The following is a 12,685-nucleotide window of genomic DNA, read 5'->3' on the forward strand; positions in this document are numbered from 1 at the left end:
ATGACCTTGTCAATTCCTGTCAGTAGCCTGTTGCTCTGCGGCAAGCGCCAGGTGTTCATGCAGTCCACGCATCAGTTCGGCGCGGCGGCCGGGATAGGGCGTGCCTTGGTGCGCGGCAACGATCCTGTCGGTGCGGAAGGTGCGGAATGCGCTGCGCAGCTCGCACCAGGCGGCCAGTACCCGCGCGCTATCCATGAAGCCGATCTGCAGCGGCCAGACCCAGCGCCGTGACTGTTTTCCCTCGGCATCGGTGTAGACGATATCGATGCGGTACTGGTCGCGGATCACCTGGCGCAGGAAGCTCAGTGCGACCGTGTTGGCAGGGTAGGCGGGAGCGGCCGGACCTGGCATGGCCAGCGGCGTTTGCAGCGCGGCGATGGCCCGGTCCGGCAATACGGCCTGCATTTTCGCCAACGCCGTGGCGGCGGCCTGCACCAGCACCTGGTCGCCGCGCTGGTCGACATAGCGCAGGCCCAGCATGATGGCTTCGATTTCCTCGCGGTCGAACATCAGCGGCGGCAGAAAATACCCGCTCTTGATGACATAACCGAGACCGGCGCTGCCTTCGATGGGCGTGCCCTGGGCCATGAGTTCGGCGATATCGCGATAAATCGTGCGCTGCGATACCGCCAGCTCTTGCGCCAGCTGTCCCGCCGTCACAGGCCGGCGCTTTGCGCGTAATAATTCCACCAGGCTTAAAAGCCGTCCCGAACGTGACATGTGCTACTCCAGTGATGATGGCAGGTCTGCTGCTGACAGCATCTGACAAACGGGCCGCCTATACTCGGCGCTCGACAAAAAAAACGGAGCCTAGCATGAAACAGATTCGCCACGCACTGCCTGATGTGATCAGCGCCCATATCGCCGCCCATAACAGCGGCGATGGCGATGCCTTCATGGCGACTTTTGCCCAGAACGCCTTGCTGAACGATGCGCAGCGTGAATTCCTGGGCCAGCAGGCGATACGCGCCTGGGCCGAGAAGGAAATATTCGGCGACAACGTCAGCATGCACGTGGAGCAGGCATACGAGCACCATGCGAACATTGTGCTGCATGCCAGGGTGGATGGCGACTTTGATAAATCGCAACTGCCCGATCCCGTGATCTTGAGCTACTATTTTTCCATTGATGCCGGCAAGATTACGCAGCTGATCATTTTGCTCAACAAGTCGATTGGGCCGTGACGGATGATGCCGGCCAGGCAGCCAGCCATTCCATTTTCTGCAGCTGGATATGCGGATGGCTGGCCAGCGGCTCCCATTCGGGCAGGAATGCAAAACCCTGTTTCTGGTAAAACGCCGCCGCCCGCGCATTGCCGGGCGCCACATCGAGCACCAGCCTGCGATGTCCGCCAGCGACGGCGCGCTGCTTGACGGCCTCGACCAGTTGCGGGGCCACCGCCATGCCCCGGTAAGCGGGATGGACCCACATGGCGATCAGATGGCATTCCCCCAGGCGATTGACGACTTGCGCGGCGATGCCGACGGCCTGTTGACCATCCCAGGCCAGGAAAAAGGTCCGCTGGGCCGAACTGCTGGCCCGTTGCCGCCACGCTTCATCGCTTTCTGCCGCCGCGCTGGCGTGGCTGACGCCAAACGCCGTTGGCGCGTCCAGCAGGGCGGCCAGGCGGATGGTTTTCAGCGCGCGCCAGTCGTGGGGGCACGCGGCGCGGATAGCGATGGCAGACGTCAGGACCATCAGCTCAGCGGCGCATCGGTCGCGTTTGACACCTTGGCATAGGCGTAACCAAGATAGTGCACCGACGCCACGCCATCGATGACCTTTGCATCGATCTTGAGGTCGCCGGCAGCGATCAGCAGCTGGTCGGCGGCATAGGCGGCAGGAAAGCGCTGCTCGACGATCTTGTTGGTCAGGCTGTTGCGGCGGTAGGTGAGGGCCACCAGGCTGTCGCCGTCTTTCTTGATCACCACGTAATCAGGGCGGGTCGTGCTGCTCAGTTTCCAGGTGCCGATAAAGTCATCGACATTACCGGCACTGGCGGCGCCAGCGGCAAGCAAGCTCAAGGTGGCGAGTGCGCCCAGGAATAATTTTTTCATATGACCTTCAAGGTGGTTTACATCAAAGCAAGCACTGTTGGGTAGCAGTATCGCCAGCGGCCATATTTTTGACAACTGTTTTTGCAGGTACAACGATTATTCCTGCAATTTGTATAGCTTGAAAGATATTTAGGCATGAATGGAAAGAAAAATGCGTGTACAGTCCCAGCACCCATCACCACGCCCCATGTCCCATGCCACATAACTCAATGAAGATGCTCGCCGCCGCCTTGCTTGCCTGTCTCAGTATGGGCACCGCCCATGCCAGTGCCGGGCCGCAACCGCTACCCCCGGTCCCGCCTGTCCAGGCGCCACAGGATATCGCTTTCCATGGAGCCATCAAGCTCGCCGTGGACGCGACCGACCGCGTGCATAAAATCCTGCGGGTCAGGGAATCGATCCCGGTGCAGCAGGCTGGCCCGATGGTCTTGCTGTATCCACAGTGGGAACCGGCCAGCCACTCGCCCACGCTGGAAGCGGCGCCGCTGGCGGGCCTGATCATCCAGGGCGGTGGGCAGCGCATTGAATGGCAGCGCGATGCCGCCAATCCGTTTGCCTTCCATCTGACGGTGCCTGCCGGCGTGCATCAACTGGAGATCGAATTCCAGCATGTGCCGGCCATGAACGGCCCCAAGCTATTGTCGCCAGCCATGCTGATGCTGCCATGGCAAAAAGTCGCCCTGTATCCCGCCGGATGGTTCATCCGCAATATTGCGGTACAGGCGCAGTTGACGGTGCCGCCAGGTTTTGCCTTTGCCAGCGCGCTGGAAACGGAGCAGGTGCTGGGCAATCAGATCAGCTTCAAGGAAACCAGCCTGGAAGACCTGGTCGATGCGCCCGTGTATGCGGGCTTGCATGTCCAGCGCTATCTGCTCAGCGAAGCAGGCGGCAGGCCCGTGCACCTGAACCTGTTTGGCGATACGGCGCCGGCGCTCGCCATTCCGCCGGAACAGCTGGCGAAATACCGCGCCATGGCCGAGGCGCTGCCCCGGCTGTTCCGGTCGCGCCACTACCGCCATTTTGATTTCCTGATGTCGCTGTCGGACGTCATGCTGTCGGGCGGCGGCACAGAGCATCAGGAATCGACCGAAATCAACCTGCCGGCCGACTATTTCACGAATGTCGGCGCGCAAGCCGTCATGGCCAGTCTGATGGTGCACGAATTTGCCCATTCCTGGAACGGCCGCACGCGCCAGCCGGCCGATCTGTGGCAGCCGAACCTGAACCTGCCGATCGGCGGCAGCCTGCTGTGGCTGTACGAAGGGCAAACGGAATTCTGGGGCAGCGTCATCGCGCCGCGCATCGGCTTGCAAAGCGTCCAGCAAGGCAAGGATGCGCTGGCGGTGGTGGCCAGCGTCTCGAAGGCGCGGGTGGGGCGGCAATGGAAGTCTTTGCAGGACAGCAATGTGGACGCGATCTATATGCCAGGCAAGGCGGTCTTCTGGCGCGACTGGCAGCGCCGCACCGATTATTATGGCGACGGCGTCCTGCTGTGGCTGGACGTGGACATGCTGCTGCGTGAGCTGACGCAGGACAAGAAAAACATGGCCGACTTTGCAGCGGTTTTCTTTGGCGCCGGCCAGGACACGCGCACCATTTCCACCTATACCTTCGACGATGTCTGCAAGGCGCTGAACAATATCGCGCCCTACGACTGGGCCGCCTATTTCACGGCCCGCCTGCAGGCGCATGACGACAGGCACTTGCTCGATGGCTTGCAGCGCGCAGGCTACCGCCTGGTGTACACGGAAACGCCGACCGAGTTTTATGGCTACCATGAAGAAGACCTGGGCGCCATGGACCTGTCGACTTCGCTGGGTTTGGCGATTGGCAAGAAAGGCCTGGTAAAAAGCGTTGCATGGGAAGGCCCGGCCTTCCGCGCAGGCATCAGCCTGGGTGCGCGCCTGACCGGCATCGGCACGCAGGCCTATACCGATGAAGGGCTGAAGCAGGCGATCACGGCCGCTGCCATATCCGGGAAGCCGATAGAACTGCGCTACGACGCGGATGGCGCCACGCATGCAGTCGCCATCCCTTACGTTGGCTCCCTGCGCTATCCGCGGCTTGAGCGTATCCCGGGCACGGTCGACCGTCTGCAACAGCTGTTTACAGCGCCGATCTGATGCCAGGACCTGGCCTGCCTCCGGGGACAGGCCAGGCATCGCATCATTACCAATGTAACGCAATGTATTTACAATCCGCAATAATAATTCCTTAGTGAAACATTTGTCTAATATGCTATTTTGGTAGATTGCCTCACGATCAACATGATCGGGAGTGCGGGCAGCACGACAGTCAGCGTGCATATATGTGTGTCTATGCGTGCCTATATTTATCACTCAAGGAAGAAAATGGATGTCAAGAATTTGCGCATCGGGCACAGGCTGAGCCTGAGCTTCGGTGTGGTGGCGGCGTTGCTGGCGATTATCGCTACACTGACCTTTGTGCGTATCGATGCGCTGGACCGCGATATCGATTCGACCAATAACTACCTGTACCCGAAAACCGTGCTGGCCACCCAGATCAAGGGCAAGGTCACGGAAGCCGTCATCAGCATGCGCAACGCCATGCTGCTGTCCGACCCGGCGCAGATCAAGCGCGAACTCGACAGTATAGAAACGGGCGCGAAAATTATCGTTGCCTCGATAAACCAGCTGGAAAAGAGCGCCAGCACGGACGAAGACCGCGCATTCATCGCCAACCTGGCGCAGGTGCGCGGCAAATTCGTCACGGCGCGCACGCGCTTTGCCGGCCTGGTGCGCGAGCAGAAAGTCGATGAAGCCTACGCCGCCCTGTTCGATGAAGTGGGGCCGACGCAGATGGCGTATTACGGCGTGCTCGACAAGCTGGTCGAACATGAAGACCAGCTGATGCAGCAGTCCGGCAAGCAGGCCATCGCAAACGCGGCCAGCACCAAGCAACTGGTGCTGGCCTTGACCGTCGCTGCGCTGGCCATCAGCGCCGGCGTGGCCTGGTATGTCACGCGTTCGATTACCGCACCGCTGGCCAACGCCGTCGCCGTGGCGCGCAAGGTGGCCGATGGCGACCTGACCAGCGCCATCGTGGCCGATACCCGCGATGAAACGGGGCAATTGCTGCATTCCCTGAAAGACATGAACCAGGGCTTGCTGAACATCGTCAGCCAGGTGCGCGACGGCACGGGCGCGATTGCCACCGCCGCCAACGAGATCGCCGACGGCAATGCCGACTTGTCCAGCCGCACGGAACAGCAAGCCAGTTCCTTGCAGGAAACGGCGGCAGCGATGGAAGAATTGACCACCACGGTGCAGCAGAACGCCGACAACGCCGACCTGGCCAACAGCAAGGCGGCCAGCGCCTCGAAGGTGGCCGCTGCCGGCGGTGCGGTGGTGGGCGAAGTGGTCAAGACCATGTCATCGATCAATGACTCTTCGCGCAAGATCGTCGACATCATCGGCGTAATCGACAGCATCGCCTTCCAGACCAATATCCTTGCCTTGAATGCCGCCGTGGAAGCGGCGCGCGCTGGCGAGGCGGGCAGGGGATTTGCGGTGGTCGCCACCGAAGTGCGCAGCCTGGCCCAGCGCTCGGCCGCCGCCGCCCGTGAAATCAAGGGCCTGATCGACGATTCCGTGGACAAGGTCGATTCCGGCACGCGCCTGGTGGAAAAGGCCGGCAGCACGATGGACGAGATCGTGCGCAGCGTGCGGCAAGTAGCGGAAATCATCGCCGACATCAGCGCCGCCAGCCGCGAACAGACGGTCGGCATCCAGCAGGTGAACCAGGCGATCACGCAGATGGACGAAGCCACCCAGCAAAACGCGGCGCTGGTCGAACAGGCGGCCGCCGCCTCGCAAGCCCTGCGCAGCGAAGCAGGCCATCTGGCGCAGGTGGTCAGTGCGTTCAAGCTGCAGCGCTCAGGAAGCTACGCTTGATTTTGAAAGAAAGGCTGGAGTTTCCGGCCTTTCTTGATACCTCGCGATTATTTGTTTTCCTGCGCATGCGCCTGCATGCACGACGCCATATACGCCTTATCGCGATCCAGCTTGTGGATTCTTTCTTTCATGCCTGGCATGGTGGCTTCAAGTTCATCGCCGGATTTGGCACTGAGCATCTCATCGATATCGGAACCCAGGACGCAGCTGCAGAGATTTTTCATGCGCGGATAGTGCCATGCTGGGCCCGAAACTCGGGCTGCAGCTTGCCCTGCGGGGCAAATTGTTCTGCGCCATTAATGGCCATCAATGGCCATCATCACGCCGACATATTGCCCATCGTCGATCGATAAGCGCCATGCGCCTGTCAGCCAGTGCCGATGGCGGCTGGCTGCTAAGGCTGCGACGCCGGATGGTCCGCCAGCGGCACGAACTGGCCGGTCGCTTCGTCGAGTGCATCGAGCGAGCCGTTCTCGATGTCATACACCCAGCCGTGCAGGTTCAAGCGCTTTTGCGCGATGCCCAGCGCCACCGAGGGGTGGGTGCGCAGGTTGTTGAGTTGCGAGATGACGTTGGCGCGCACCATGCCATCGATACGGTGCTGTTCGGTCGGATGCTCGACCGATTCATTGATCATGCGCGCCGCGTCGGCGTAATGCAGCCAATGCTTGACTGCCGGCATATGATCGAGACAGGCGCAAGTGGCGATGGCCTTCATGGCGCCGCAATCGGAGTGGCCGCAAATGACGATATCGGTCACCTTCAGGGCGGCCACCGCATATTCCACGGTCGCACTGACGCCGCCCGGTTCCGGGCCAAACGAAGGTACGATATTGCCGGCGTTGCGGATCACGAAGAGTTCGCCCGGTTCCCTTTGCGTCACCAGTTCCGGCACCATGCGGCTATCGGAGCAGGAAATGAACAAGGCCTTGGGCGTTTGTCCTGTGGCCAAGGTCTTGAAGAGTTCCCGGCGTTGCGGGAAAACTTCTTTCTGGAAACGTAAAAAACCAGCAATGATGTCGCGCATAAATCAAAAAGGTAGTTATCTGACGCAGTATTGTCGCTGATTTTCCAGCGTCCATGTTGATTTGATCAGCGCGTCATGGCGCGCCGCAGCACATAGCTGAGGCCATCGACGGCTGCCACCATGAGCAACATGGCAATAATGACGGTGGCCGCCGGCTGCATCTGGAACAGCGACAGATGGTATTTCAGCATCTGCCCCAGGCCACCGGCGCCCACCACGCCCAGGATCGCGGCGGCGCGGATATTGTTTTCCCAGCGGTACAGGGTGTAGGACAGCATTTGCGGGCTGCACTGGGGCAAGGTGGCGTACAGGAAGGTGGCGGCCGGGCCGGCGCCGTTGATGCGCAGGGTTGCGGCCGGCAAAGGCGGGCAGTTTTCAAACGCATCGGCAAACAGCCGTCCCAGCACGCCCACCGTATGCAGCGCCAGCGCCAGCGTGCCGGCGAACGGGCCCAGGCCGGCGGCGATCAGCAGGATCGACGCCCAGACCAGTTCCGGTATCGAGCGCAGCACATTTAATATGCCCCGCGTGGCATTGCGCGCCAGCAGACCGAAACGGCCGCTGGCAGGCAAGGCCAGCAAGGCGCCCAGGATGGCGGCGATGACGGTGCCGATGGCCGACATGGCCAGAGTTTCAAAGGTGGCCGTGCCGACTTTCATCAGGAAAGCGGGCGCCAGTTCGGGCGGCGCGAAGCCGTGCAGGAAGTCGGCCGTCGTGCGCACGGCGTCGGCGCTGAAAAAGTCGCCCCATTTCAGGGGCAGGGTGGCAAAGCTGGCGATGATGAGCAGGATCAAGCCTGCCAGCAAGGCCCAGGTGGACCAGTGCGTGCGTGGCGTGGCTGGCAGCGGCGACGTGTTCTTCATGACAGCCTCCGGCGCAGCATGGCAGAGACCGCATCGGCGCCCGCCACCAGCACCACGAACACCATCAGCATGGTGGCCAGCTCATCGCCGGCCATCATCTTCATCGACTCATCCATGCGCTGGCCCAGGCCGCCCGCACCGACGAAACCCATCACGACCGAACCGCGGATCGCGCATTCCCAGCGGTAGATGGTATAGGACACCAGTTCGGCGGCTGCGTCAGGCAGGGCGCCATACAGCAGCGCGGCCAGGCGGCCGCTGCCATTGTTCAGCAAAGCGTTGCAGGCGGAAGCGTCCGACGATTCGAGGATTTCCGCATACACCTTGCCCAGCATGCCGCAATAGGTGAGGGCAATGGCGATCACGCCGGCCGTCGGTCCCAGGCCCACTATGCGCACCAGCAGCAAGGCCCACACCAGTTCCGGCACGCTGCGCAGCACCACCAGCAGGGTCCGTACAAGATGGCGGATGGCGGCCGGCAAGGGCGCGACCTTGCCGCTGCCCAGGCGCGAAATCGACAGCCTTTCTGTTACCAGCAGGGTCAAAGGGATGACGCCCAGCATGGCCAGCACCATGCCGGCCGTGGCCATGGCGATGGTTTCCCAGGTGGACGTGGCGACGATGGCCAGGAATTCGGCGCCGTGGGCGGGTGGCACGAAGCTGGACAAAAATTGCCAGGTGGCCGACAGGCTTTGCGCATCCCATAAAATCCAGGGCTTGAATTCGGCTTGCACGAGCATCGGCCATAGCACGATCAGGACGACCGCCGTGATGATCAGGCGGCCGCGCCAGGCGGGGTCGCGCGGCAGGGTGGCAGACTTCAACAATGCAGCCTCACGGCGGCGCCATCGGCATCGATGGTGATAAACGGCGGCGGGATATCGTCCTTGTTTTGGTACAAGGCAGCAATCATGCCGTCGCTGACATCTTGCTGCGCCGCGTCGAAGACGATCTTGCCGTCGCGCAAACCGATAATGCGGGGAAAGCAGCTGCGGGCGATATCGACCTGGTGCAGGCTGCAGATCAAGGTTGCCTGGCGGGCCTTGGCTTCCTCTTGCAACACGGCGATGGTTTGTAAAGCCAGGGTAGGGTCGAGCGCGGACAAGGGTTCGTCGACCAGGAACACTTCGGCGTTCGACACCAGTGCGCGCGCCATGCCGCAGCGCTGGCGTTCGCCACCGGACAAGCGGTCCACGCGCGCATACAGCTTGTCCTGCAGATTGAATTTGCCCAGCGCCTCCCAAGCGGCGCGCGGGTCCAGCGGCACGAATAGCGAGCGGATGGCCGTCCATAAGCTCCATTGCGGCAAGCGGCCCGCCAGCACGGCGTTGACCACCCGCTGGCGCGGCGGCAGCGGCGGCGTTTGCGGCGCCAGGAACAGGCGGGCGCGCAGGGTGTGGCGTTCGGCGCTGCTCACTTGCCATGGTTGCACGCCGAGAATTTCCAGGCTGCCTGAAGCAGGGCGCAAGGCGGCAGCAAGGGTATGCAGCAAGCTGGTCTTGCCGGCGCCCGACGGGCCGATCAGGGCAATCTGCTCGCCGGGCGCGACGGTCAGGTCCAGCTCGCGCAAGGCCAGCGCATGGGTGGCGGCGCCGGCGTGGTGGACGCTGAGTTTGTGAAGGTGGAATGTCATGCGGTGGATGGGGGGGGCATTTACATTGATTAAGCCAGGGACAAAGAGCAGGGGTCAGACCCGTCGGGTCTGACCCCAGAATTGCGCCTCTGGCTTTCTTACTTCAACAACCCCGCATTGCGCGCAGCTGCTTCGATATCCTTGTAGTTCTCGGCCTTGGTCGGGATGAACTTGCTGGCGCGCTGCAGGTCGAGGATTTCCTTGCCTTCGGGCGTGGACGGGTTCAGCGACAAAAAGGCGTCCGTCAGCTTCTGGCGCACGGCGGGGTTCATGTCGGCGCGCACGCTCCAGTTGTAATCGAAGTAGCCGGGCGTGGTGTAGAACACGCGTACCTTGGCTGGATCGACCTTGTTGGACGACACCAGTTTTTCCCACACGGAGATATTCAGCGCGCCGGCATCGACCTTGCCGCCAGCGACAGCGGCCACGGTGGCGTCATGTGCGCCGGAAAACGCGATGCGCTTCATGTCGGTATCCGGGTTGATCTTGGCTGCCAACAAGTAGTAGCGCGGCATCAAGTGGCCGGAGGTGGACGATTCCGAGCCAAACGTGAAATTCTTGCCTTTCAAATCCGTCAGCTTGTTGATGTCCTTGCTGGTGGTAATGAAGACGGACTGGAACTTGGTGTCCTCCTCGCGCTGCACCAGCGGCACGATCTTGCCGCCGCTGCGTTCATTGGCTTGCACGAAGGTAAAGCCGCCAAACCAGACCATGTCCAGCTTGTGATTGATCAAGCCTTCCACGGAGGCCGCATAATCGGTGACGGGCGTAAATTCCACCTTCATGTTCAGCTTTTTTTCCAGGTAATTGCCCAGCGGCTTGAACTTGCGCTGCAATTCGGTCGGTGCTTCATCGGGGATGGCCGACACGCGCAGCACTTGCTGCGCCTGCGCCAGGCCGCAATGGATGGTCAGGGTGCTGGCCACGGTGACCAGGATGGCGGTAAATTTGGAAAAAGCGCTCATGGTATGTGTCTCTTTTTAACTGATTAAAATACGGAAACCCCGGTACTGCCTTCAGCCATCTCGCCGATCACCGTTGCCTCGGCAAACCCTTCATCGCGGAAGATCGCCAGCACCTGCTCGACAGCCTCCGGCGCGCACGCCACCAGCAGCGGGCCCGCCGTTTGCGGATCGGTCAGGATCGCCTTGTCGATGGCGCTCAGGCTGTCGGCCAGCTGCACTTGCGCGCCGTAGCCTTGCCAGTTGCGGTTCGATGCGCCCGTAATATTGCCGTTGTCGGCCAGTTGCCGCACCTGCGGCAGCAGCGGCACTTCAGCCAGCTGGATCTGCGCCTGCAATTGGGCGCCGCGCGCCAGTTCCAGGGTATGGCCCAGCAAGCCAAAACCCGTGACGTCGGTCAGCGCATGCACGCCGTCCAGCAGGGCCAGTTTCTTGCCGGGGGTATTCAATTTGGTGGTGTTGTCGATCAGCGAGGCATAGCCGCCCGCGTCGAGTGCATTCTTTTTCAGCGCGGCCGACAGGATGCCCACGCCGATCGGCTTGCCCAGCACCAGCTTGTCGCCGGCGCGCGCGCCCGCGTTGCGTTTCACTTGCGACGGGTGTACCAGGCCCAGCACGACCAGGCCATAAATCGGTTCGACGGAATCGATGGTGTGGCCGCCCGCAATCGGGATGCCAGCCTGGGCGCAGACGGTTTCGCCGCCTTTCAGGATCAAACCGATGGTTTCCACCGGCAGTTTATTAATCGGCATGCCGACCAGGGCCAGCGCCATGATGGGCGTGCCGCCCATGGCGTACACGTCGGAAATGGCATTGGTGGCGGCGATGCGGCCGAAGTCGAACGGGTCGTCGACGATGGGCATGAAGAAATCGGTGGTGGCGATCAGTGCCTGCTCGTCGTTGAGCTGGTAGACGGCTGCGTCGTCCGAGGTTTCTATGCCGACCAGTAATTCTTTCGGCAAGGGAAAGCCGCCGCTGCCTTTCAAGATGTCGGCCAGCACGCCGGGCGCGATCTTGCAGCCGCAGCCGCCGCCATGGGCGAACTCGGTCAGGCGGATAGGGGTGTTTTGGGTTGCTGCGCTATCTGACATAAGGATTCCTGCGGATAAGATGTACGGGGAGCAAATTCAAGGCGAGTTTTTATTGCCGACGATAGCACATAATGCTTTCGCGGCAAGTTCAAAAGCTTGCTCGGAAATATCGTTCAAGACCAGCGGCGCGGCCTGTTCGTAGCGGCTGAAATTGCGCCTGATCGATTGCTGGTAAGCCGGGTCGTAATGCTGGAGCAGTAATTCTTCCACCAGTTCAGCCATGCGGCCGGCCAGTGCCAGTTGCTGCCAGTGATGGATCTTTTCACGGCCGTGCAACTGCGTCAAATGGCCCAGTTGCACGCCCAACGCGGCCGGATCGGCCACGAAATGGCCATAATCGTCGATCAGCAATTGCACGCGGTGGCGGGTATCGAGTTGCACGGCAGTACAGTCGGCGGCGCGCATTTTGTCCATCAGCGCGTCGGGCACGCGCAAGCGGCCCACTTTCTTGCTTTCCGATTCCACGAACACGGGCAGCGCCGGGTTGAAATGGCGCAATTGCTGCCACAAGCTGCTTTCAAACGTTTTTTGCGATGGCTGCTCCGCTTCCGGCAAGCCGCCCAGCACGGAACCGCGGTGGGCCGCCAGGTGCTCCAGGTCGATCACTTGCGCGCCTTGCCGGTCCAGCACTTGCAGCAAGCGGCTCTTGCCGCTGCCGGTGGGACCGCACAGCACGTTGATGAAGTCAAACCTGGCGGGCAGCTCGGCCAGCTCGGCATTCACATGGCGCCGGTATTCCTTGTAGCCGCCATCGAGCTGGGTCACGGGCCAGCCGATGCGCGCCAGGATGTGCACCATGGCGCCGCTGCGGTTGCCGCCGCGCCAGCAATACACGAGCGGCTTCCAGTCTTGCGGAAAACTCAGGAAATGCTGTTCGATATGACGGGCGATATTGGCGGCAATCAAGGCCGCGCCCAGCTTCTTGGCTTCGAAAGCGCTGGTCTGCTTGTACAGGGTGCCCACGCGCACGCGCTCTTCGTCATTGAGCACGGGCAAGTTGATGGCGCCCGGCAGATGGTCTTCGGCAAATTCGGAAGGACTGCGCACATCGATGATGGCATCGAAGGCGCCCAGGCGCGGCAGGATCTCGCCGAAAGGCAAGACGGCTGGATATTTCATTGTGGCAAAGTTGACAGGA

General features: G+C 61.5%; 14 protein-coding genes. 4 read left to right on the forward strand and 10 right to left on the reverse strand.

Annotated elements, in window-relative coordinates:
- Positions 1 to 9: 9 nt before the first annotated feature.
- A complete protein-coding gene (locus ACL9RI_RS21670) occupies positions 10 to 720 on the reverse strand; it encodes a helix-turn-helix transcriptional regulator (protein WP_422728562.1) in 711 nt (236 codons plus the stop codon).
- 95 nt (positions 721 to 815) lie between these two features.
- Between ACL9RI_RS21670 and ACL9RI_RS21675 the strand changes: the two genes are divergently transcribed.
- The gene (locus ACL9RI_RS21675) at positions 816 to 1,184 is read left to right on the forward strand and encodes a hypothetical protein (protein ID WP_422728563.1); all 369 of its coding nucleotides are present in this window, start codon (positions 816 to 818) and stop codon (positions 1,182 to 1,184) included.
- On the opposite strand, the gene ACL9RI_RS21680 is transcribed toward ACL9RI_RS21675, so the two are convergent.
- Complete coding sequence (locus ACL9RI_RS21680) at positions 1,162 to 1,698, reverse strand: GNAT family N-acetyltransferase (protein ID WP_422728564.1); 537 nt, start codon at positions 1,696 to 1,698, stop codon at positions 1,162 to 1,164. The two genes, ACL9RI_RS21675 and ACL9RI_RS21680, sit on opposite strands and share 23 nt — an antisense overlap.
- Positions 1,698 to 2,057 carry a hypothetical protein gene (locus ACL9RI_RS21685; RefSeq protein ID WP_422728565.1) on the reverse strand — a complete coding sequence of 120 codons (360 nt, stop codon included), beginning with the start codon at positions 2,055 to 2,057 and terminating at the stop codon, positions 1,698 to 1,700. The genes ACL9RI_RS21680 and ACL9RI_RS21685 overlap by 1 nt, the downstream gene beginning before the upstream one ends.
- A 209-nt stretch (positions 2,058 to 2,266) precedes the next feature.
- Here ACL9RI_RS21685 and ACL9RI_RS21690 point away from each other — a divergent pair, with 209 nt between their 5' ends.
- From ACL9RI_RS21690 to ACL9RI_RS21700, 3 genes are all read left to right on the forward strand, one after another.
- Positions 2,267 to 4,180 (forward strand): peptidase M61, encoded by a 1,914-nt coding sequence (locus ACL9RI_RS21690; protein ID WP_422728566.1) that lies wholly within the window; start codon positions 2,267 to 2,269, stop codon positions 4,178 to 4,180.
- 228 nt (positions 4,181 to 4,408) lie between these two features.
- Positions 4,409 to 5,971, forward strand: coding sequence for a methyl-accepting chemotaxis protein (locus ACL9RI_RS21695; protein WP_422728567.1), 1,563 nt, complete (start codon positions 4,409 to 4,411; stop codon positions 5,969 to 5,971).
- Positions 5,968 to 6,324, forward strand: coding sequence for a hypothetical protein (locus ACL9RI_RS21700; protein WP_422728568.1), 357 nt, complete (start codon positions 5,968 to 5,970; stop codon positions 6,322 to 6,324). The genes ACL9RI_RS21695 and ACL9RI_RS21700 overlap by 4 nt, the downstream gene beginning before the upstream one ends.
- Before the next feature lie 41 nt (positions 6,325 to 6,365).
- On the opposite strand, the gene ACL9RI_RS21705 is transcribed toward ACL9RI_RS21700, so the two are convergent.
- The 7 genes from ACL9RI_RS21705 to mnmH all read right to left on the reverse strand — a co-directional run bounded on the left by ACL9RI_RS21705 (position 6,366) and on the right by mnmH (position 12,666).
- Positions 6,366 to 6,998, reverse strand: a complete 633-nt coding sequence (locus tag ACL9RI_RS21705) for a carbonic anhydrase (RefSeq protein WP_183677936.1) — start codon at positions 6,996 to 6,998, stop codon at positions 6,366 to 6,368.
- A gap of 65 nt (positions 6,999 to 7,063) precedes the next feature.
- A complete protein-coding gene (gene phnE / locus ACL9RI_RS21710) occupies positions 7,064 to 7,861 on the reverse strand; it encodes a phosphonate ABC transporter, permease protein PhnE (protein WP_422728569.1) in 798 nt (265 codons plus the stop codon).
- Positions 7,858 to 8,688, reverse strand: coding sequence for a PhnE/PtxC family ABC transporter permease (locus tag ACL9RI_RS21715; RefSeq protein ID WP_422728570.1), 831 nt, complete (start codon positions 8,686 to 8,688; stop codon positions 7,858 to 7,860). The genes phnE and ACL9RI_RS21715 overlap by 4 nt, the downstream gene beginning before the upstream one ends.
- The gene (locus ACL9RI_RS21720; RefSeq protein WP_422728571.1) at positions 8,682 to 9,494 is read right to left on the reverse strand and encodes a phosphonate ABC transporter ATP-binding protein; all 813 of its coding nucleotides are present in this window, start codon (positions 9,492 to 9,494) and stop codon (positions 8,682 to 8,684) included. The genes ACL9RI_RS21715 and ACL9RI_RS21720 overlap by 7 nt, the downstream gene beginning before the upstream one ends.
- A 98-nt stretch (positions 9,495 to 9,592) precedes the next feature.
- Positions 9,593 to 10,459: a putative selenate ABC transporter substrate-binding protein gene (locus ACL9RI_RS21725; RefSeq protein ID WP_422728572.1), complete on the reverse strand. Its 867-nt coding sequence runs from the start codon at positions 10,457 to 10,459 to the stop codon at positions 9,593 to 9,595.
- 23 nt (positions 10,460 to 10,482) lie between these two features.
- The gene (gene selD / locus ACL9RI_RS21730; RefSeq protein WP_422728573.1) at positions 10,483 to 11,547 is read right to left on the reverse strand and encodes a selenide, water dikinase SelD; all 1,065 of its coding nucleotides are present in this window, start codon (positions 11,545 to 11,547) and stop codon (positions 10,483 to 10,485) included.
- Positions 11,548 to 11,583: 36 nt separating this feature from the next.
- Positions 11,584 to 12,666: a tRNA 2-selenouridine(34) synthase MnmH gene (gene mnmH / locus ACL9RI_RS21735; protein WP_422728574.1), complete on the reverse strand. Its 1,083-nt coding sequence runs from the start codon at positions 12,664 to 12,666 to the stop codon at positions 11,584 to 11,586.
- Positions 12,667 to 12,685: the final 19 nt, after the last annotated feature.

The sequence above is a fragment of the Janthinobacterium sp. Mn2066 genome, from assembly GCF_049319705.1.
Classification (GTDB): Bacteria; Pseudomonadota; Gammaproteobacteria; order Burkholderiales; family Burkholderiaceae_D; genus Janthinobacterium.